Below are 21,869 nucleotides of genomic sequence, written 5' to 3'. Positions count from 1 at the left end.
ATTACGTAAAAAGTAGGACCGTCAATTTCCCTCGGTAATTAAGCTAACGACAAAGTCGCTTGGTAGTTAAGGTACGACAGAATCGCTTGGTGATCACAAGTCAACGAGGCTAGAGTTAACTCATTTATGCCCCATTTCCAGTTAGTGCTTTTACTCATACACACCTTGTTAATGTGTGTTTCCCCTACTAAAAGTTATCTGACATTAGGGCGTGTTGATCTTTCGTGATTGTTTTTTGAACGAGATGACAAGGAGTTATAATTTGTTTCGCCAATAACAAAACATGAATCCAAGTCATGCCAAGAACAATGTTAACTGATACTCGGTGGGAATTGCTGCTACAAGTTATGAAGAGCACGGACGTATTTATGATAAGCCTGAGCACAGAATTACTCTTGAAGGGGTCCTCTATCGAATGAGAACAGGTATCCCATGGCGAGACTTACCTCAAGAGTTTTGTGAATGGAGTACTGTCTACAGGCGTTTTAATCTTTGGTCGAAGAAAGGAGTCTTAGCTAAACTTTTCAATCAGTTATCGAGCACTGCCGATTTTGAATGGGTCTTTTTAGATGGCTCTATTGTCCGATCACATCAACATAGCACGGGCGCAGCTACTGAATGCTCTGAACAAATAGGAAAAAGCCGTGGGGGTAACTCAACGAAAATTCATTTAGCAGTGGATAGTGGTGGCTTGCCGATTTGCTTTGATCTATCAGAAGGTCAACGCCACGACATAGTGCATGCCGAAAGTTTAGTTGAGCAACTCGATGAAGTTAATACCATCGTTTGTGATAAAGGATATGACAGCGAACCTTTTCGTTGCTTTGTTAGGGAACGTGGCGGAGAAACGGTCATTGCTCAACGAAATTACGGACAAGATATAGACAAAGACAGTATGGATTGGTGTTTATACAAGTATCGTCACTTGGTCGAGAATGCCTTTGCGATAATTAAGCATTATCCCTTAACTCAGTGTCCAAACTACTGGTGCGAACAGAGATCTCGGTCGGTAAGCATATTTATTGCGCTTTCACGTGTGAGTTGTTAGACGATTATCTGATAGCAAGTGCGAGAAAGTGGCAGATCGTGAGCATCCGTTTTAAGGATGGGCAGACGATCTACCCTTGAGAATTGCTTGGTTTATATACCAGCCTCTATATTTAATAACACCGAGCTGAGATAGGAAGCACTACTCACTCAAAGAATGCAATGACTGGGAGTCCACATAGGAGAATACGATATTTTGCTTATTGGCAGATAAGCTAGGGGCTAATTTATCACCAGTAATATAAGCTGCTCCTGAAGTTATGGAAGTTATCTTCTCTTGTTGATGAGGAAGGCCAATTACATGGGCAATTTCATGTGTAATGGTTGGTGTTTGTCTTTGATAGCTATTACCAATGTTGAAGTGCTGGCTGGTTAGTTCATCATAGTTGTCGATCCAAATAACGTTTTTATTTAGAGTTGAGTCCCAAACCGCCCCCGCTCTTACATTAGAGGGTAAATTGCGCTTTGTGAAAATAAGGTCTGCCTCATCCTGCGTGCCAACTCTCTCGGCACTAGCAGTGTAGCCTAGTGCTGATAAAGAATCGATGACAGCCGATACACTATTTTCAATGGTTATCCTTTCACTTAGGTCATCAAATTCTGCTATGCCTGATGCTTTATCAATGAAATACTTGAAATGAGTATTTGGCCCTGTTGGATGCGCTGCAATAGCCTCTGGTTGCACATCCTTGAATGAGTAGTTGAGATAGACCATTGGTACAACTGTTCCATTTGGTATGGTTTCTTTTGAGAAATGATTATCTCCTTCTAAGAAGACGACACGATAGCCTTTAGTCGTTTCTTTCGAAAAGTGGGGCTGAAAAACAATGCCACCATAATCTAACGATATGTCATAGACCACATCATTCTTTTGTAACGCATTAAACGTGCAGGAAAAAGTACTTTGGTATTTAGCTCCATCTACTGGCACGCTGTGTGTTTTGAATACCTTGCTGTTTGATGAATTAAATAACCCAACAAAGTCACAGCTTACCGTGTCTATGTTGGTATCCTCTTCCGTCACCTCTGCCGTACCATGTTTCAGGCTTCTAGGGGTTAGTTTTAACTTAGGTACGTACTGGTGCGCTAAGAAATCAATAAAATCATCGTCCGTGAACCCGTCTGGTTGGTGTAGCGCTTGTTTCAAATCCTCTATCCCATTGAATATCTGGTTTACTGTAACATTGTACTTGTTGACTTGATCGGCAGCGCTCGTACTGACTTTAATGGATGGGTTATAGCCATAATTTCCGATATTGCCAGTGAATGTTTTTACATCGATATGAACGTTGCTTTCTGTTTTCGCGCCGTATAACAAATACGTGTATGGATCGATTTTAGGCTGAATGTTGGTTGCCGCTTGAGAGCTGCAAGACAACAGAATTAGGCTCAACAGTGAAAATTTTCTTTTCATTAGGTACTCTCCAAACTGAACTTTTGCGTATTAACATTGAAATTAAAATCAATAATGATTGCGTCTTCATATTAACCTTGTTGCATTTGATTTGGTGTTTTTTTTATGAAATCAAAACTTTCAATTATGGAAGGGGCTTTTTATTCTGTTTGGATGTCGTTTAATCTAAGGACGATGCTGATAAAGCTCTGCTCTAAACTGGTAACTCTATTCATGGACCTGATCTCATGCCACACAAGCACTAAAAACCTTTACTAGCACTGTCGATGGTTTAGTCGATGTCTTGCCAGATTACGATAAGTTAGCGGGCCATTTGTCATTGCGCCGTAAGTCCGCCATAGCAGACAAACGGGTTAATGATACCGCTCAAGTGGAAGAGAAACATGAGCCTAGAAAGGATAATGTCGACTGTGTAAGAGTGAAGAACATAAAACGCCTCGGTTGTACCGTGGTGAAATTAATTACGTATAGGATAACTTACCTATGAGTATACTGAATAACCAAGAAGCGGCTGAATCGGATTTCGTCGATGGTATGATTGAAAAAAAAGGCTATCGTAAGCGCTGGGTAAACAATGTAAAAAAATGGAGAGTCACCCTTATAATAATGGTATCCATATGGATACCCATCATATTATTTCGGCAGAAGCAGTAAAACACAGTGAGCTGGGTGAAAACCTAGTCAACAAAGGCTACGACATCTGATCCGCTCCAGCAATTTTGGACACTGAGTTACGTAATTTCCCATACTTGAAGTTATTCGTATTTTACTAATTTAAGTAAAAGCTCTAAGTAATTTCTGTTCAAACCCGTGTTAGTAGGTGCGGTGCTAATAGCTTGCCAACCAACGAAGAGCTCGTGATCGCTCAACAGTTGGTAGAACTATCTGTAATAGATTCTAAGAAAACCAGATAACGAAAAGCGAGCCCAAGTGGCTCGCTTTTTTGTTCAATAAAGATGCGTCTGGACGTCTTAACAGGGGGGGGATAGCCTACAAGGCTATCGTCAAACAGTTTTAGATCAGAGTTTCAATTACGCCCCATCGGCTGCTCTGGAAGAACTAAGGTTATTTAGTCTCTGAGCGGTAGTTTGGATCTGTCCAGCATCGAGGTAACTCTTCACCTGACATAAACATCAGTTCGGACTTTTTAAACATCTCGGGGTCTTGCTGTTCTTCACCAGCTTGAAACCGACCTTCGATACTGTCTTGAAATAAGTTGGTTAATTTGGTCATTTCAGTAACATCTACGAGGTCACCGCTTTTTTTCTCTTTTAGAAACATCTTATTTACCCTCAATCTAATCGATCACCCCTTATTATAATTGTTATTTTGAAAATGAGAGTCTTTTCGATTTCGGCACTCCTTGACTAAGCCGGTCTCAGAGCTACGCTTATGATCATCGACAAATCAATCGATGAACAAATTCATGCTCAATAAATAAATGGAGTCCCGATGTCATCTGCCCGCGTTGCAAACAATCTCAGTGAACTGATTGGTGATACTGATCTTGTTAGAATCAACAGTCTTTCAGAGATCTCAGGTTGTGAGATCTTTCTTAAGTGCGAACATCAGAACCCAGGTGGTTCGATTAAAGATAGAGCGGCACTTCAGCTTGTTATGGATGCAGTCGAAGCTGGCAAGCTTAAGCCAGGGATGACAATCGTTGAAGGTACCGCAGGAAATACGGGGATCGGCCTTGCTCTAGTAGCTAAATCCCTCGGTTACAAAATGTTGGTGGTGATGCCAAAAGGGCAGGCACAAGAGAAAGAGCGTATGATCTCGCTTTATAACGCTGAACTGTTATTGGTCGACCCTTGTCCTTTTGCAAATCCTGAACACTTTTACCACACAGCCAAGCGGATCGGTGTCGAAAATGAAAATTATTGGTGGGCAGATCAGTTCGAAAATCTTAGTAATTATCGAGCGCACTATATAAATACTGGACCAGAGATCTGGCAGCAAACACAAGGTAATATTGATGCTCTAGTTTCAGTGGTTGGGACTGGTGGAACCATTGCCGGAAACTCACACTACTTATCTGAGCAGCAACCCAATCTCGAAACTTGGTTAGTTGACCCAAATGGGTCCGGCATTTATTCATTTCTACGCGATGGACACTATCAATCAACGGGAAGCTCGTTCACGGAAGGCATAGGGATCATGCGAACGGTTGAAAACTTCAGGCAGGCAAAAATCAATCGTGCAATCACGCTGCCCGATCAGGATTTAGTTACAATATCTCGCCTTGTTGCGGAGCATGACGGTATTCTTCTAGGAAGCAGTTCGTCGTTGAACGTAGCAGGTGCGCTATACGCTGCGGCTAGAATGGGGAAAGGGAAAACCATCGTTACATTTAGCTGTGACCTTGCTGAGCGCTCTTATTCGAAGTTGCACAACGAAGCGTTTCTGAAAGAAAAAGAGATAAAGCTTAATAAAGAAAACCTTTCTCAACTATGGGCTCGTTATCAGGCAGAAGATGGCAGTATGGTCGTCAACGTATAGTCGTTCTAAGTTAATACTAGCCAGTGGTCTGCCTGCTCTTTCGTTAGCGCTGAACATCCGGTTAGATCTAAATAGCCGTTAGCGCCAAATCCGGCACTATTGCTTGTTATTAGGGTAGTGAATCACATTATGAAATACGGCATTTCCTTCACCGATATTTTTGTAGCCATGGTTTTGGTTAGCATTGAAGCGAACGGCTTGCCCTGCTCGTAACGTATGCCACTCACCATCAAACATCACGGCCATCTCTCCTGAAATACATAAGATGTGCTCGGTGACGCCTGCGTTATGTGGGTCGGATTTATGGTGGTAATCGGGTGCTAGGGTGAGTTCGAATATTTCAAACCCTAGTGCTTCCTCAAAAGGAAACAACAAACTGACGAAAAAACCAATGTTGTATTCCTCATGCCTTAGTTCGTTTGCATCTCTGAATAAACTCGTCAGTTCACTGTTTGGGCTAGCCGCTATAAAGCTCGAAAGTGACACCTCGAACCCAGAAGCTATCTGCCAGAGCTTAGCGATTGTTGGGCTTGATTCTCCACGTTCAATTTGTCCTAACATTGCTTTACTCACGCCTGTTGCTTTCGCTGTTTTGTCTAAGCTCCAGCCTTTTTCTTGGCGAAGGCGTTTCAAGTTAACGCCGACTTTAATTTCTGTTTGCATATTTTCTCTACAAGTTTTTCAAAAATTAGTTGTGCGTTATAGCGCACGAGTGCTAAGTTCAGTCTATGGACGTTATAACGCACGAAGGAAGAAATTAACATGACTAAGCTAAAATTTTCTCACGTCAGTACCGGCTTTATCGCTGTTTTCATTGGTTATGCGAGCGCTGCGGCGATCATTTTCCAAGCGGCAACGAGTGCTGGAGCAACCGAAGAACAAGTGGCGTCATGGTTTTGGGCGTTGGGAATTGGCATGGGCGTAACCACGATACTGCTCTCGTTTCACTACAAGAAGCCGGTGGTTACAGCGTGGTCGACGCCTGGAGCAGCGTTGTTAATCACGTCTCTTGAAGGGCTAACAATGAATCAGGCAGTGGCCGTGTTTTTGTTCAGTTCGATGTTGATTACGTTAGTTGGTTTGGCGGGAATATTTGAGAAAGTCCTAAAACAGATCCCAACATCGATTGCCTCTGCGATGCTCGCGGGGATTCTATTACAATTCGGCTTGGGTTTATTTACGTCGTTAATGGAAGAGGCACAAGTCGTAGCAGTCATGCTCGCCGTATTTATTTTGGCGAAAGCGCGGTTAGGAAATTTACTAATCCCAAGCATTTTCATCATAGCACTGGTCATGTGTGTGGGGTTTGGCAAACTCGATGTTAGTCAGGTGACTATGGGATTAACGACCCCAGTGTTCATCACGCCCGATTTTGAGTTCTTTTCGTTGTTCAGCGTGGGAATTCCATTATTTATAGTGACGATGGCTTCACAGAACTTACCGGGATTTGCGGTTCTAAAAGCGAACGGATACCAAGTTGATTCATCGAAGATCATTACCACCACCGGGGTGACAGGTTTGATTTTTGCACCATTTGGTGGCTTTGCGTATAACCTTGCAGCGATTACGGGAGCTATTTGCATGGGCCCGAATGCGGATAGTAATCCAAATACACGTTATATGGCGGGGATCTCGATGGGCGTATTTTATCTGTTAGCTGGAGTGATGGGGATGTCATTTGTATCGCTGTTTAGCGCAGTGCCTTCCGAGATTGTCATTGCGGTTGCTGGCTTAGCGGTGATGCCCACCTTGATGAATTGTCTTGCGGTATCAATGGCAGACAGTCACTACCGAGAACCCGCACTGCTTACTTTCTTATTCACTGCTTCTGGTACCAATTTACTGGGAATCGGCAGTGCATTTTGGGGGCTGTGCATCGGGTTGTTTTGTTGCTGGTTACACAATTACAAAGCTAAGTCGCGTGGAGCAAGCGAGGCTTCGCAAACTTCGCCGTAATGAGATGATCCCTCAAATGAGCGAAGCCTTAAATTTATCAGTCGTCATCATGGTGTTCTGTACTTGGTACAAATATTCAGATCGAACCAACCTTAGGTTGTGATTGAGATAGTAATTTGCTACAAAACGCGCATAATCTCGCTATACAACACTTAAAGAAGAAATTACCTATGACTGCCTTTCAATACTACTTTCACCAACTGCCTTGCTTCGATTGTAAAAAAACGACGGTAAGTACAGATCTTGGTTGGTTAACGCCTGCGATGAAAGATGATGCAATTGCACAAGTGACGGCGACACTCGCACAAGGTGAGGTTACTCCAGATCTTTCAGCAGACGTGGTTTGTACTAAAGATGAAGCTCGCGAGTACTTACTGCTTAACTTCTTTGGTTATTCAGAAGAAGAGTTAGCAAGCGGCATCGAAGCGGATGATGAAAAAGAAGTCGCTGATGAAATCGCAGAACTACTAGAAGAAGGTAAAGACACAATCACCTTCGAACATGAAATTGCGCTTCAGTGCTGTGCTGACTGCGATGTTGAAGACGAGTCAAACTAAGCACTCGTATTAGACGATACACCCATCAATATGGTGTGATGTTCAAATGATTAAAGGCGTTAGTGGCTTAAAAGTTCACTAACGCCTTTTTTGTATCTCTATTTCTTATCTCTAAGCTGCATTAGGCTTTATGATGCTTTGTTTTCTATAATGCCTTGCTCACTGAGTTGTGAAAGGATCTCTGAGGTTTTCTCTCTGAATAAATCTCTTAATAGACGCACCGTTGGGGTGATGGATTGGCGACTTGGACACACTAACCACAACTCGGTAGGTGTCGGCTTAAATTCAGGCATAATTTTAATAACTTCACCTGAAAGCAGATGAGGTGACATGTCTAGACAAGATTTTATTGCTACTCCTTTACCTGCGATGCACCAACGTCTTACAAGGTCTGCGTCGTTCGAAGCGCGATTTCCTTTTAGTTTCACTTTATGAGCTTGGGTACCATCGTTAAACACCCACTCGTCTTGCAACATGTCATGGAGTTGGTAAAGCAAACCATTGTACTGAGCTAAGTCTCTCGGGTGTTTTGGTGTTCCCATTTCAGCTAAGTATTCAGGAGCCGCACACAATACCCTCGGCACGTCGCATATCTTAAAACCATACATGTTGGCATCGATCGGGGATCCGTAGCGCAGCGCCATATCGACGGAATCTCGGTAGAAATCGATATTGCTATCGCTGATGCTAGTACGAAGCGTCGCCTTTGGATATTCAAGTAAGAACTCATCAAGCCAAGGTGTAACTAGGTTGCGCCCTAGATCCGATGAAAGCGCTATACGAATTTCACCGTCAACAATACCGAGTTCCTCGCGCATGTTGAGCTTCGCTTGCTCTAACAATTTCAAGGCTTGTTCGCATTCAGGCAAATAACGCTCACCTGCTGAAGAGAGCCTTAAATGGCGAGTGGTTCTTACAAACAGCTCAGCGCCCAGTGCGGCTTCAACACGTTTGACGGCAGCGCTCGCGGTGGCAGTACGCATATCAAGGTTGGTGGCTGCAGCGGTGATACTGCGAAACTCCGCTACCTTTAAAATCACTTGTAGGTCTTCAAGAAGCATTTCGTTTCCCTGCTCTGAACCTTGAATCGGTTGTTTTGTTACCGATAAATTAGGCATTTTCTAATTACTAATCTTAGTATTTTGCCTGCGCATATACATCTTATTATCAAAAGTTATTTGATAATAATTCAAATATTAGGCTGTTTATCTAAAGAGAAAAGTCTCTAAGCTTCAATTATCGAATTTAAGGAGAAGTATCATGTCATTACCATTAACAATGAAAGCAATCGGATTTACTCAGTCACTAGCGATTACAGAACAAGAAAGCCTATTTGAATTTGAAACGAGCCTACCGGAAATAAAAGAGAATGACTTGTTGGTAAAAGTGAGTGCGACTTCTATCAACCCTGCTGACGCAAAAATTCGTATTCGTAATGCCAAAGGCAAAACACTCGAACAACCAAAAGTGCTGGGCTATGACGCAGTCGGCGAAGTTGTTGGTAAAGGTGCTGACGTTGAAGGCTTCGAAGTCGGTGACCGTGTGTACTATGCGGGTGACGTAACACGTATGGGTGCTAACGCAGAATACCAAGCTGTGGAGTACCGTATTGCCGCTAAAGCGCCTAAGAGCCTTTCAGATGAAGCTGCAGCAGTGATGCCACTAGCAACACTGACTGCATGGGAAGCATTGTTTGACCGCCTACGTGTTCGTCCAGTAGAGAAAAAGTCTATTCTGATCATTGGTGGAGCGGGCGGTGTAGGTTCGATCACTATTCAACTGGCTAAGCAGCTGACCAACCTAAAAGTTATCGCAACAGCTTCAAGACCTGAAACGGAACAGTGGGTAAGGGATATGGGAGCGGATTATGTGGTGAACCACCGTAACCTTGTCGAGTCAGTGCGAGAGCAGGGCATTCAACATGTCGACTACATCTTCAATGTTGCTGATACAAAAGGGCACTGGGATGCGATGGTTGAGTTGATCGCACCACAAGGCATGATCAGTTCGATTGTTGAATTTGACGGTGGCATTGACTTATCAGCGCTGCAAGGCAAATCAGCGGGCTTTATTTGGGAGCTGATGTTCACGCGTTCACTGTTTAACACCGACGATATCCAGAAGCAGCAAGACATCTTATTCCAAGCTGCGAATCTGATTGATGCTGGTCGAATTAAATCGACGCTAACCACGACCCTAGATGGCTTTAGTGTGGATACAATTAAAGATGCACACCAACGTATTGAAAGCAGTGCCTCGATTGGTAAAACAGCCATCAAATACTAGTCTTTGATGTTTGAGTCTGTAGTTGTTTGGTAAAAGGGCTACGATAAACATAAGAAAGGCGTTAGCAGACCTGAGTTTGCTAACGCCTTTTTTATTTTGTGGTCTTAGCTAGCTCCACGGAGTTTCAACTCAACCCGTCAGTTAGAAACCATAGAGCACGGCGGAGTGCTTAGAAATAATGAAACACCGGAGGTTCATGCATTAAGAAGTTTTGATGCGAGATGTTCCAAGCATAAGCGCCTGCTAGGGTGAACACCACATAGTCACCGATATCGATTTGCTCGATATGTTGCTTTCGTGCCAGAACATCTTTTGGAGTACAAAGCTGTCCAACCAACGTGGCTTTAGCATGGTTTATCGGATGTGAAATGGTGGGTTGTTGATTACTTTTCACGATAGCAAAAGGGTGGTCATGGTTTTGTGCAGCCGGCGTACGGAAATGATGTGTTCCACCACGAGCAATCACGAAGTTCTCACCAAGGTTTTGCTTGATATCCAGTACCTCCATCACGTAATAGCCGCACGGTGCTGAGATATAGCGGCCACATTCAAAACGTAGCTTCCAGTCTTGCAGATGTTCTTTAGCAATCAAGAACTCCAATTTGTCGCAGAACTCTATCCAAGGAAAGTGTTGCTTCGGGTTTTGGTAATTGATTCCCATACCGCCACCAAGGTTGATGATCAGCTCATCGAGTGAGAATGTCTTTTGCCACTCTTTGACGACTTGGAAATAGCGTTGCATCAAGGCGAGGTGGCGATCGACTTCAAGTTGATGCGACATTAAGTGGAAGTGGAAGCCTTTTAACTTTATCAAGGGAAAGTCGCGCAGATACATCAAGGCGTTATTGAGTTCACCCTCATCGAGCCCAAACGGAGTGGGTTTTCCGCCCATGGCTAACTTGCTAAGTGTGATGTCACCAATGTCTATGTTCATACGCAAGAAGATCGAAGCAGGTCGATTCAATCTCTGAGTTAAAGCACCAATGCGTTGTAACTCAGTGAGGCTCTCTACATGAATCGCATCAACATCGAGTTCAATTGCTTGCTCTAGTTCACTTGGCATTTTCCCTGGGCCACCAAAGATCAGTGGTTTATTGAGTTGTTGTTGGTGAAGGTGTGTAAGCTCTCCGCCTGATGCCGCTTCGAAACCATCAACATAAGGGGCTAAAGTACGCAGTATTGGCGCTGAAGGGTTCGCTTTCGCGGCGTAAAATAGCTCTACGTTTTTTGGCAATACATGGCGCATCTGCTTAATGTGCTGCTCCAATGCATCGAGATCATAAAGATAAGCACATAATGGTTGAGTTTGTTGCTTGGCCAATTGGTGTATTTCTTGGTGGATGTTCTCAGGAAGTTGAGGCGAATTAAGCATGGTGAGCTCCTCTTTTATGAGTCGGCCAAGGTGCTGCTACTTGGGTGTACCCAGACTCTTTATCGGCATTTTTCATCAAACGTGTTGTGAAGTTGTTTTTGCTAGGGAAATGACCATCGTTAAGCAATGCCATTAGTTCGGGTTGCTGACCATTGATCGACTGCCAACGGATGATTGCGTCTTTTAAAGTTCCCCATAACGTATTTTCAAGTGCTGAGTCCCCCTCAGCGATAAAGAAAATCGCCTCACTGATATTGTTAATGAAGGTGCAATAGCCGATACGGTTCCAACCTTGCTCACGGCTGTAGTACACCGATTGACGAGCACGCTCTGAAAGTTGCTGAAGAGTCTCTGATGGCCAAAACTCGGGTAGCAGCTTGGTGCCTTCTAAGTCTCGAATCCATACACAGCATGGCATGTCTTTTTCAAATCCAATCAACGTATTTTGTAAATGAGGTTCAAATGCAACTCCATGCTTGAAGTAGTAGTTAAAAACGCCTGGAATCAAACAATGCAGATAGCGCTCAAACCACAGTGTGGCGACATTTTCATATTGGCTTTGTGTTGTTTGCGCTTTGTGTTTGAGTTGAGTGGCGATGCAACTGTTCCCGTCTGTGTCGTAAGCAAAGAGCGCACCCGCTAACGTTGGCTGCAAAATATCGGTTTCGCTTAAAGTGAAATTCTCTCTATATAAAATACCAAATGACTCTCGAGCCTTAATAACATCAGCATGTTCTTGTTCAGCCACAGATTCTAGATTCAATGTGGTTGCGTAAGGCTCTGTCATTACCTTGAAGACAGGGTTACGTAACTGCTCATCCTCTTTGATTGGGTGCAGAATCGAGGTTAATTGAACGGCACTATCGAGCTCATACCATGCGTTCTTACGTACACAGTTGGTTAAACGTACATTGATAGAGAACTTAGCAAACCAATCCATGTCTGGGTGATACAGAGTGCGCACGGATGAGGTGGGTAAGAGTTTCTCACCACCTAATCCAAGCGGGATGATTTTGCCTTGTTCAATGGCCGTTTTGACCACTGGGTTTTGCAAAAGTGTGTAACTTTCCCAAGGGTGGCAAGGGTAAAGAATAGTACCTGCTGAATTGTTTTCATCAGGTGCAAGTTGTTCAAGCATGGTCGTTGGTGAGGTTCGGTTATCTGAACTCAAGACGTCGAGCAACGCGGTGTTGACTTTAAACCAATACAGGGGAACCTTAGCGCCAACCTCAGGGGAACACGCTAGCAGATCATCGATACTGACACCTGAACGACTCTTTGGCGTTGGATGAAAAGTATGTCCCCAAAGTAACGATTGCTCTGATGCGATAAACGCATTGTGATGCTGAGGTGAGTTGTCTGAGTTTAGGAACTGCTCGGTAATCAACAAACTGTTTTCCATTTGCTCGACCAACTCGTGATTGAATGGAATCGTCAGCATTTCTTTTAGGTAACTGAGTAGAAGCGTCAGGGTTTGAGTTGCGTCCAATTTGCACCAAGCTGCACCGGGCATTTTAGCCCAAGGTGTATCACTGAGCTTCACTTTCCCCAGTTTACTGGTGTACTCAACGGGTAAAACCATCAGACCATTTTTCTGAGGTTGATCTTGGTGAGGTAGGTGAATGGCCACGCGTTGGTGAGCGTTGTAGTTTCTTTTCAAAGTTTGAGGCAGAGAGGCAGAACTGTAGCACCAATCAACCTGTTCATTGGGTATTGCGTATTCACGTAAGTAACAGTTCACTACACCCATGATGGTATTGAGTTGGGCTTTTTCTTGGTTTAGCAGTACTTTTTTACGATTTTGAAGAACTTGGTCTTCAGCGGAATATTCACTTGGAGATAATTGAGTCTGTAACATGTTGATGTCCAAATTTTGAATGGATGATCAGCGCGATAGCTGTAATGCCACTGACCAACATAGAAAGTATGAAAGGAACCTCAAGCCAGCCCTGGCTTGATATGAAAGACGCGCTCAACCCAGCCGCAACGCCACCCCATTTAGACATAGCGTCAAAGCGCGAAAATACTCTGCCGCTTTGTCGTCGATCAATTTGGTTTGCTAACGCTTGATGCAAGCCGTGATAACAGCAAACCATGCCAAGTCCGAAAACAATACGAGCAATAATCAACATTTCTTGATAAGGAGTGAGATGCATTGCGGCACTGAGTGAAAGCAAACTAAAGCCCAGCCATAAAGTACGCTGCGCTTGATTGCGTTCAAGCTGGTGGCGATCAATCCGTTCTGAGAACAGATGAACTTTCCCTGCAAAGAGGAGATAAACACCATGTGGGAGGGCATACAAAAATCCAATCCACGCTTGGCTTGTCACGCCATATTGCTGCACATAAGGCGAGAAATAGGGGAACGTGACGACCATGGCGAAAGCAAAACTGAACTGCGCGCCAAACACCCAATAAAGCGTATTTAACGAATTGACTTGGCTGCATTGAGCTTTATCCGATGCCTGATCTTTTACAATCCCCTTAGATTTCGCTAAGTCATCAATGGGTAATGTTAAGGTGATCACTAGCGCGAATAGCGGCAAAGCGGACAGCCACAGATACGCGTTCAGCGGGTTTGTTTCCGATAAACTCCAGCCAAGCCCAATCGGAGCAATAATTAGCGCCAGACGGGCAGAAAGCTGAGTTTTATTGAGTGACTTACCGAGTGCTTTCGCATCGTTGATTTGACTGGATAAGTAGCTGTTTGAGGCGGCCATGGTGCCACCAAAGGTTCCTTGAATGATAAGACCAAACACAAACATTGCGAGGTTATCGGCTAAGCCACACAGCGCGAAGCCTGCTGCAAGCCCGAGTTGCGCACGCAATAGAGATCGACGTCTGCCATATTTATCAGCAAACTGACCCCAAAAGCGCGCCGCAACGGCAGTGCAAAAGGTCGGCAAAATAAACAGTACCCCCGCCCAATCCGAAGTAATGTTTGCATCCAGTGTTGGCAATACCATCGGCAAAAACAGCGGCATTCCTAAGGCTGCAAACGCGGCGATAAAGTGGCTTAAAAGCACGCAATAGATGAGTTTGGTCATGATGGGTTAACTCACGCTCTGCTTGATGTTTTCAAGGTAAGCGTGTTGTGCTTCTTCGCTGGTTAGCCATAAAAAGTTCGGTGCTGACAAGCCATAAAATTTATTGATATCGCTTGCGCCAGATGCCTCTTTAGACAACAAGCTCCCCGAGCTCAATAGATATTTAGCGTATAGGTTGGGTGATTCAAACAACATCTCGTTTGCGAGCTTGGTGTTGTGTCCTTGTTTGTCCAACTGGCTAAGTTGTTGGGAGAGGCTATTGGCGACCATTTCATACAGATAAGCTGACGTGGCGATTCCTTTCGTCGCCATTGCTTCCACAATCGCGGCAATGTCTAACTGCAAAGTAATGGTGGTAAACATCTGACCAAGAGCAAGCTCGCTGTCTACTGTGATGCGTTGATCTAAAAGGTGATCGCATTTTACAGGCGATTGTTGCTCAAACGTTTGGAAACGCTCTGGCCAAATACGCGCTGCATCGTTGTCTTTCATGGCTAAGGTCATCTTACCTTGCTCATCGAATGCGATGATGGCGTTCTGTTGGTTAGACTCCAAAGCGATACCGTAACGAATCCACAATGTAAGGTGCACTTTGCATAGCAGATCAACGTAATCTTTAAACCAAGTCAGCGTATCTTGCTGATAATACTGCTCGGCGAGATGTTCCAAGAACAAACGTCCATCAGGCATTGGACTAGCAAGGGCAGCCACAGGCACCAGTGCTTTGTCTTGGAAGTAGCTCCGCGGGTATTCACGCACAATATAAGCAAAGGTCTTATCGTCTCCAACATGGCCGCCATGTTTCTCATTACAATGGAAAAGCGAGCCGTGTAAGTCTTGATCTGTTTGTTCTAAGTGCGTCAATAAACGTTCAAACCAATGCCCATCATAAAGTGTGGATGGTTTAATTAGGCGAATGTTTTTAGTACCTAAAGACCGCATGATCAGCGGCACCTTGATGTGGATCTGTGGTGCTTGATTCACGACCACAGTACGTACTGATAAAGTTGGAGTCACCTCTAGATATGCAACCGGAGCTTTGATAACACCGTCAGGAAGTCCATCAAGACTCCTTAGTGTCAATGGATGTGCGGGGAATAACTCATGGCTAAGAGCAAAGTCGGCGGGCAGACCCACTTGCTCCATCGTTGGCCAACATTCAGGTGGTGGACTGGTCAATGTAACCAGTGACTTTTCGATTGCGAGCCAACGAAGTTCAAAGCTTTGTGCAAATTCTGGCGCAAATTGTTCTAGATCGTGATCGCTTAAACCGAACTTAGCACGTGCTGTCGGGTAGTAAGGGTGGTCAAGATAGGATGCGATTTGATCGGCACGCAATAGCTTTTGCTCCCAACGCTCTAGTTGAGAAATCGGCAGCATGAGTGATTCGGATTGCTGACTGAAGGCGCTATCACACAATTCCTTGTGTTTTTCTGCGCATTCGAGTTCTTGTAAATAACCATCTAATAACGAATGCGAGCTTTCGTGAGCACCTGCTTTCAATAATTCGATCCAATCTTGATAGTGCAGCTGTGCTTCAACGACACCATTTCTCTCGATGAGCCAACCATCACCTTTCGAACCATCTGTTTGGCCGTATACCCAACGCTGCATGTAATAGCTCGGAGTAACGGGTAAGTAGAGTGTAAAGTCTGAACCCGCAAAAATAGCCCAAATTTGATTACGAGGATAAGAAGATAACTTGAGTGAACTCGGGAGCTGAGATTTAAATTGGCTTTGAGAAACTAATCCGAACAAATCTTCACGTAAGCAAGTATCGACTAAGCGTTGAGTGAGGTATAACGCGTTTTCATTCATGCTGTTACCTCGTTTTTTGATGTTAGATTGAAGCGAGAGATTGTCTGTTGTAGTGCGGGTTCTAGAGTTTGACCAGAAGGGGAAACGACCGAAATTCTCGCTAAGTAATCCTTGTTGGAATAACTTTGTTGGAACGTCTCACCAACCTTTTTAAGCACTTGCTGCTGAATGACAATATCGCCCTCTTGGTGAATGAAAGAGGCTGATGAGCCTTCAATTAAACCGCTTTGTTTGGCCACTACATAGTGCACATGGGCACTGCCATCAATACGAAATGTAGGGTCAAGCTTGTGACCCAAGTGAAGATTTAAGATGGTATTGAACCAATTCCCGCCACTGAGGTTATCAAGCAAAAATTCCCGGCCATCACCAATACTTCGATAGTTGATCTCGACCAGTACCGGCCCCGAACCTGTGATGATGAACTCGCTATGACAGACACCAAACCCCACCCCGAACTCTTGAAGCTGACGTATACATTCATCACGGTAGTGCACGCTGTTAATACCATTCCAACTCGCCGCTGTTTCGATGAAGTAAGGTGGCGCAGAGAGTTCTACATCGAACCCACCAAGTGCGATCAAATTTTCCCCGTCGCCGATGGTTTCGACAGTGATAAGCGGACCTTGTAAAAATGCCTCAACTAAAATGGGAGTAGTAGGGTACTTTTGCCAAAACGCATCGCAATAGTTATCCAGCTCAGCCGCAGAATCGCAGCGCTGCACGTCTAAACTAGCCACGCCTTCCTTGGGCTTCGCAACGACAGGAAAATCGAAATCGAATATAGGAGCGCTCTCTCGACTTAACAAAACACTTCGAGTATTAGGTAACGACTTTTCGTTGAGAACCTGACGAGTTAAGTATTTGTTTTTCGCCTTAATCGTCACGTTCCAATCTTTAGCGGGTAAACCAAAGAACTGTGCACAGATTGCAGTGGAAGTTTGTAGGTGGTCGCTATTACTGAAAACAGCATTAGGCGCTAGATTTTTCTCGGTGATGATTTCGATGAGTTCAAGAGGGTTGAAGACATCGCATTCTAAAATTTCATCGGGATTAAAGCGCTCATCATCATTGCTCAATTTCAGGTGGTTGAGCTTGTGATCTGTGATCAAAACGACGTGAAGACCCATCGCCTTTGCGGTAGGTACGAAGCCGTGAGTGACTGCATCATTCACGACGTGACTTACGATAATAATCGTAGATTTCATGGGGCTTTCCTAATTTTAAAACGTTGTTGTCGCCTGCTCACAACTCGCTTTCAAGTGCTCTCTTTCGGGGTTAAAAGAAAGAGAATTTTTCTATCTTATTGTTTTTATTGATTCTTATGTCATTAGTGGTGTTGCATATTGCTAGGCAAATATAGATCAAAAAATATATATTGCAAATATAAATGATATTTGTTCTTATTCGCAATAATGTAATTTTATAAACTAAAACGGAATTAGAAAATGAACATGAGATTGAACTTGTCTCCTCTTGCTTTGGCAATTGGCGGAGCCTTAACGGCGGTGGCTGGTGTGTCAACTGCAGTGGCGGAAGAACAAGTCACTGTAGATGAAACAGTGCAAATTATTGGCCATCAATACGAAGGTTATGCAGAGCACATGCCTCAGTCAGGAACCAAAACGGATGTCGAGTGGTTAGATGTACCGCAAGCGGTATCTGTGGTTACAAAGACAGAAATGGAAGACCGTGGTGCGGTGCGTTTAGTGGATGCACTTGATGGTGTCGCAGGGGTGAACAATACTCTCGGTGAAGGTAGCCGAGACCAATTCGTGATTCGTGGTTTTGATTCGTTAAATGACATGTATCGTGATGGTATGCGTGATGATGGAACGTTGCAGTCGTATCGCAGCCTAGCCAATATTGAGCGTGTTGAAGTGGTAAAAGGCCCAGCCGGTGCACTTTATGGCCGAGGTTCTGCGGGCGGTATCATCAACTTGGTAACGAAACGCGCTAACGGTGACAATTTCACCAACGTAAATGGCAGTGTAGGCAGCAACAGTCAGTTTGTGGGTCAAGTTGACAGCTCTATGGCGTTTTCAGATAAGGTTAATGGCCGTATCAACGTGGAACATCGACAAGCGGACTCTTACGTCGATCATGTCGATTCCAATGATTTCTTTATTGCCCCAACCATTCGAGTGATGCCTTCTGATGGACACATTATCGATCTCGATGTTGAATATTCTCACCAAGAACTGGTGCCATATCGTGGTGTTCCATCTAAAAATGGCAAACCTGTTGATGTCTCAGAGAGTACTTTCTACGGTGGCACCAACGATTATCAAGAGTCAGACAGTATTCGTGTGGGCGTTGACTATGAGTGGCGTTTGAACAGCGAATGGGCATGGACAAACCGCGCAGCGTATAACCATATCGAGCTTGAACAAAAAGGCACGCGTCAAGGCACGGTAACAGGGGATCAAGTATCTCAAACCGTGAACAACTTCGGTTATGATCCTCGTACCACGACAACACTACAGTCTGAGTTGGTTTGGGAAACGGACTCTAACCAAATGATGATTGGTGCCGATTACAACCAGATTAATATCGATCTCACTCTCGCAAGCGACAAAACCTTACCTTCGAAAGATATCTATAATCCTGTTGCAGGTCCAACACCTGATCCGGGTTTCAAACCTTTCCGTGATAACACGACCACGACCACTGGCGTCTACATTCAAGACGTTTACACCTTTGGTGATCTTTCAGTGATCGGTAATGTGCGTTACGACTCGATGGAGCTTGAGCAGCAAAAAGCAGGCTCAGCAAAAGAGAACCTCGACGATAACAAAGTGAGCTACCGCGGTGGTTTGGTCTACCGAATCAACAACGATATGTCCGTGTACGCAAGCTTAGCTCGTTCATGGCAACTGCCTTACTCAGGTATCTACATCAACCCTAAATTAGCTGAATTCTTCCACACCGATCTAAAAGAAATTGGCGCAAAAGCTTACCTATTAGATAACGCTTTGATGCTGAATGCCGCGGTCTTCCAAATCGATCAAGAGCAACCAGAAACCAATACAGACGGAGACGTGGTCAACAAGATTGAAGCGCGTCACCAAGGTATTGAACTGGAAGCTCGCGGTCAGATAACAGAGCAATGGGACATTTCGGTTGGATATAGCTATCTCGATGCGGAAGACAAAGAGACAGGCAAAAAGCCAAATGATGTGTCTGACCACCTGTTCTCACTTTGGAGTACTTACCAGCTAGACGACAACTGGCGTTTAGGTGGTGGTGTGAAATATGTTGGCGACCGTTACGCAGGTAATGATGAAGCGGTAGCTCTGGGTGACTACACCACGGTTGACTTGATGGCAGCGTACACCACGGGTCGTCACAAAGTTCAAGCGAATGCTTACAACGTACTTAATGAGAAATACATTCTGGGCGCAACCAACGGCACGTCTGGTACTAACCAGATTGGTTACGGAGCGCCAGCCGAATTTATGCTCAGTTACGGCTATCAGTTTTAAAAGCTAATTATGTTCTAAGAGCTAGTTCAGTTCTAGGAGTTAGCTCATTTCTAAGAGCTATTTTAACTCTAAAAACGATTGATTTATTCGCTACGAATGAATGAACAGTTGGCTTCATTTTGAGGTCGTTTAGCCCATAGGATCAAAGCGCCGAATCGTAAACATGGCCTTTGATCCTAACTTGCCTATTTAGGAGATTTTCATGCCTTACCAGAATTTGGATAGTAAACCCTGTACTCAATCACATCAAAAGTTGCGTCTAAGTGCCCTTGCAATGGCCATCGCTTCAGTGACTTCCATGGGCGCATTTGCCGCGTCAGATCCACAAACGACGACCATGGAAACGGTTGTCGTGACGGGCAGCTTGATCGGTAATTCAGAACTTGAGGATGTGAAAGAGTATCCGGGAGCTCGTACTGTTCTGACTAATGAACAAATTAAAAAGACTGGCGCACTCTCGATTGACTCTGCCTTCCAAAGTGTACCGGGCATTAAGGTTCAAGACGAAACGGGCACCGGTGTTTTGCCTAACATCTCAGTGCGTGGTTTGAAAGCGAGTCGCAGTGGGCACGCTCAATTCCTCATGGATGGTGTTCCTCTGACACTGGCGCCGTATGGTCACACAGGACAATCAATTTTCCCTGCAACGCTGTCGATGCTTGATCGTATTGATATTGTGCGAGGTGGTGCGGCGGTTCAGTACGGACCAAACAACGTCGGTGGTGTGATCAACTTGGTGACCAAGCCTATTCCACATGAGTGGCAAACGGAAATCAGTAATCGCTTTACTGTATTCGAGGATGGCGATACGCCGCTCAACGACTTTTACCTGCGAACGGGTGGTTGGTTAACCGATACGCTGGCACTTCAAGTGGAAGGTAACTTCTTAAAAGGTGAAAGCTTCCGTGAGCACTCCGACACAGATGTAAAAAACTTCCAGGCGAAACTGCAATGGTTATTGAGTGATACTCAAGAGCTACAAGCCTTCGTGCAGCGTTATGATGCAGACACGCAAATGCCGGGTGCTTTATCGCCAGAAGATTACAAGAATGATCGCACCCAATCGAAGCGACCATATGATGAATACCAAGGTAAATCGACGCGTTGGAGCCTAAAGTATTTGCATGATTTGAACATTGCCGATAGTGCAGAGCTAGAGATACTGACATTTGGTCACCGCTCTGAGCGTTTCTTCCAATGGGGCTTTAATAGTGCGGGCGGCCACTGGGCGGATCCTGCATTACCATCAACCGATATTCGCACGTCACCACGTGAATTTGCTGTTTATGGTGTTGAACCTAAACTCGCGATGTACTTTGACGGAAATACCGTAACGCAAAACGTCATTGTGGGTGCACGCTATGTTAACGAAGATATTGATTACAAGCTGACTCAAACGCCAATTGCTGGTGGTGCTACAACAACCCCACGTGACTGGCACTTAGATACTGACGCTTTTGCTGGTTACATCAGCAATGAAATCGGCCTGTTCAATGACGTACTGAAAGTCACGCCGGGTATTCGTTACGAATCGATTGATATGACGTTTGATGATCTGGGTACAGCACAGAGCACAGACAACAAAGTGACGGAATGGCTTCCTGGCTTAACTTTGGCATACCATCTGACTGAACAATGGGTTGGTTACACCAATGCACAGAAATCTTTGCGTGCACCACAAATTGCTTACATCCGTGGTAAAGGTGAAGAGGGCAGTGAGCTAGCGTGGAACTACGAGTTGGGTGCTCGCTACAACCAAGATTCAACCAGCTTTAACATCGCACTTTACCGCATTGATTTTGAAGATCAGCTGCAATGGCAAAGTGCTACCCAAACTTTCGATAACATTGGTAAAACCCTTCATCAAGGTGTTGAGCTCTCTGGTCGTTACGTGCCGCAAGCGATGCAAGCTTTGAGTTTGGGCGCCGGCTATAACTACCTAGATGCAACGTTAGAGGAAGAGGGTGCAAATAAGGGCAATCAACTTCCTTATACGTCTAAACATCAATTTAGTTGGGATGCGACTTACGCCTTTAGCAAGGTAGATACGACTTTGTCTGGTTACTACTTCAGCGAGTCTTACTCTGACAATGCGAATACAAGTGCCGAAGATGCAACGGGCGCGACAGGTAAAGTGCCTGCCTACATGGTCTGGAACTTTAACCTAGGTTCGGATTTGTACAAGGATGAAAACAGTAAGCTGCGCATGAACCTTGCGGTGAACAACTTGTTTGATGAGGACTATTACTTCCGCGGTATTGATACCAGTCCAGTTGGTGGTTATCCAGCCCCAGGACGTTCTTACACTTTGGATCTGAATTATCAGTTCTAATACGTAATTTATTGAAAGTAATAACGAATAAAAGTCGCCAATACTCTTGGCGA

Annotated in this window: 17 protein-coding genes; 8 read left to right on the top strand and 9 right to left on the bottom strand. The window is 44.6% G+C overall.

What is annotated here, in order from left to right; translation table 11 throughout:
- Positions 1-296 precede the first annotated feature (296 nt).
- Positions 297-1,048, top strand: a protein-coding gene (locus QQ041_RS09470) for an IS5 family transposase (RefSeq protein WP_285953728.1) whose coding sequence is annotated in 2 segments (ribosomal slippage) — positions 297-357 and positions 357-1,048 — 753 coding nt in all. Because the reading frame shifts where the segments join, the coding sequence is not laid out codon by codon here.
- 141 nt (positions 1,049-1,189) lie between these two features.
- On the opposite strand, the gene QQ041_RS09465 is transcribed toward QQ041_RS09470, so the two are convergent.
- Entirely contained in the window at positions 1,190-2,461 is a 1,272-nt protein-coding gene (locus tag QQ041_RS09465) for a hypothetical protein (RefSeq protein WP_285953727.1), read from the bottom strand.
- Between the two features lie 584 nt (positions 2,462-3,045).
- On the opposite strand from QQ041_RS09465, the gene QQ041_RS09460 reads away from it, so the two are divergent.
- Positions 3,046-3,165, top strand: a complete 120-nt coding sequence (locus tag QQ041_RS09460) for an AHH domain-containing protein (RefSeq protein WP_285953726.1) — start codon at positions 3,046-3,048, stop codon at positions 3,163-3,165.
- A 361-nt stretch (positions 3,166-3,526) separates the two neighbouring features.
- Here the strand turns inward: QQ041_RS09460 and QQ041_RS09455 are convergent, their stop codons facing one another.
- Entirely contained in the window at positions 3,527-3,742 is a 216-nt protein-coding gene (locus QQ041_RS09455) for an acetyltransferase (RefSeq protein ID WP_285953725.1), read from the bottom strand.
- Positions 3,743-3,913: 171 nt separating this feature from the next.
- On the opposite strand from QQ041_RS09455, the gene QQ041_RS09450 reads away from it, so the two are divergent.
- Complete coding sequence (locus QQ041_RS09450; RefSeq protein WP_285953724.1) at positions 3,914-4,963, top strand: cysteine synthase A; 1,050 nt, start codon at positions 3,914-3,916, stop codon at positions 4,961-4,963.
- A 96-nt stretch (positions 4,964-5,059) separates the two neighbouring features.
- Here QQ041_RS09450 and QQ041_RS09445 read toward each other — a convergent pair whose 3' ends face one another.
- Complete coding sequence (locus QQ041_RS09445; RefSeq protein ID WP_285953723.1) at positions 5,060-5,626, bottom strand: helix-turn-helix domain-containing protein; 567 nt, start codon at positions 5,624-5,626, stop codon at positions 5,060-5,062.
- Positions 5,627-5,725: 99 nt separating this feature from the next.
- On the opposite strand from QQ041_RS09445, the gene QQ041_RS09440 reads away from it, so the two are divergent.
- Together QQ041_RS09440 and QQ041_RS09435 are read left to right on the top strand one after the other, a co-directional pair.
- Positions 5,726-6,919 carry a benzoate/H(+) symporter BenE family transporter gene (locus QQ041_RS09440; protein WP_239718838.1) on the top strand — a complete coding sequence of 398 codons (1,194 nt, stop codon included), beginning with the start codon at positions 5,726-5,728 and terminating at the stop codon, positions 6,917-6,919.
- 170 nt (positions 6,920-7,089) lie between these two features.
- The gene (locus QQ041_RS09435; RefSeq protein WP_285953722.1) at positions 7,090-7,476 is read left to right on the top strand and encodes a hypothetical protein; all 387 of its coding nucleotides are present in this window, start codon (positions 7,090-7,092) and stop codon (positions 7,474-7,476) included.
- A 128-nt stretch (positions 7,477-7,604) separates the two neighbouring features.
- Here the strand turns inward: QQ041_RS09435 and QQ041_RS09430 are convergent, their stop codons facing one another.
- Positions 7,605-8,537: a LysR family transcriptional regulator gene (locus QQ041_RS09430; protein WP_285953732.1), complete on the bottom strand. Its 933-nt coding sequence runs from the start codon at positions 8,535-8,537 to the stop codon at positions 7,605-7,607.
- A 199-nt stretch (positions 8,538-8,736) separates the two neighbouring features.
- Here QQ041_RS09430 and QQ041_RS09425 point away from each other — a divergent pair, with 199 nt between their 5' ends.
- Positions 8,737-9,762, top strand: coding sequence for a zinc-binding alcohol dehydrogenase family protein (locus QQ041_RS09425; protein ID WP_285953721.1), 1,026 nt, complete (start codon positions 8,737-8,739; stop codon positions 9,760-9,762).
- 169 nt (positions 9,763-9,931) lie between these two features.
- Here the strand turns inward: QQ041_RS09425 and QQ041_RS09420 are convergent, their stop codons facing one another.
- The 5 genes from QQ041_RS09420 to QQ041_RS09400 are packed head-to-tail and all read right to left on the bottom strand — an operon-like array spanning position 9,932 to position 17,207.
- On the bottom strand, positions 9,932-11,134 hold the full coding sequence (locus QQ041_RS09420) for a type III PLP-dependent enzyme (RefSeq protein ID WP_285953720.1): 1,203 nt from the start codon (positions 11,132-11,134) through the stop codon (positions 9,932-9,934).
- Complete coding sequence (locus tag QQ041_RS09415; protein ID WP_285953719.1) at positions 11,127-12,992, bottom strand: IucA/IucC family siderophore biosynthesis protein; 1,866 nt, start codon at positions 12,990-12,992, stop codon at positions 11,127-11,129. The genes QQ041_RS09420 and QQ041_RS09415 overlap by 8 nt, the downstream gene beginning before the upstream one ends.
- Positions 12,964-14,181, bottom strand: coding sequence for an MFS transporter (locus tag QQ041_RS09410; RefSeq protein WP_285953718.1), 1,218 nt, complete (start codon positions 14,179-14,181; stop codon positions 12,964-12,966). Before QQ041_RS09410 ends, QQ041_RS09415 begins: the two co-directional genes overlap by 29 nt.
- A gap of 6 nt (positions 14,182-14,187) precedes the next feature.
- Positions 14,188-15,999 (bottom strand): IucA/IucC family protein, encoded by a 1,812-nt coding sequence (locus QQ041_RS09405; RefSeq protein ID WP_285953717.1) that lies wholly within the window; start codon positions 15,997-15,999, stop codon positions 14,188-14,190.
- Entirely contained in the window at positions 15,996-17,207 is a 1,212-nt protein-coding gene (locus tag QQ041_RS09400; protein ID WP_285953716.1) for an acetyl-CoA carboxylase biotin carboxylase subunit family protein, read from the bottom strand. The genes QQ041_RS09405 and QQ041_RS09400 overlap by 4 nt, the downstream gene beginning before the upstream one ends.
- Before the next feature lie 240 nt (positions 17,208-17,447).
- Here QQ041_RS09400 and QQ041_RS09395 point away from each other — a divergent pair, with 240 nt between their 5' ends.
- Entirely contained in the window at positions 17,448-19,484 is a 2,037-nt protein-coding gene (locus QQ041_RS09395) for a TonB-dependent siderophore receptor (RefSeq protein WP_285953715.1), read from the top strand.
- A gap of 202 nt (positions 19,485-19,686) precedes the next feature.
- Entirely contained in the window at positions 19,687-21,816 is a 2,130-nt protein-coding gene (locus QQ041_RS09390; protein WP_285953714.1) for a TonB-dependent siderophore receptor, read from the top strand.
- Positions 21,817-21,869: the final 53 nt, after the last annotated feature.

Origin of the sequence: Vibrio sp. TMPB1044, assembly GCF_030442075.1 — a bacterium.
Taxonomy (GTDB): Bacteria; Pseudomonadota; Gammaproteobacteria; order Enterobacterales; family Vibrionaceae; genus Vibrio; species Vibrio satsumensis.
This window is presented reverse-complemented; position numbering and strand designations above follow the sequence as displayed.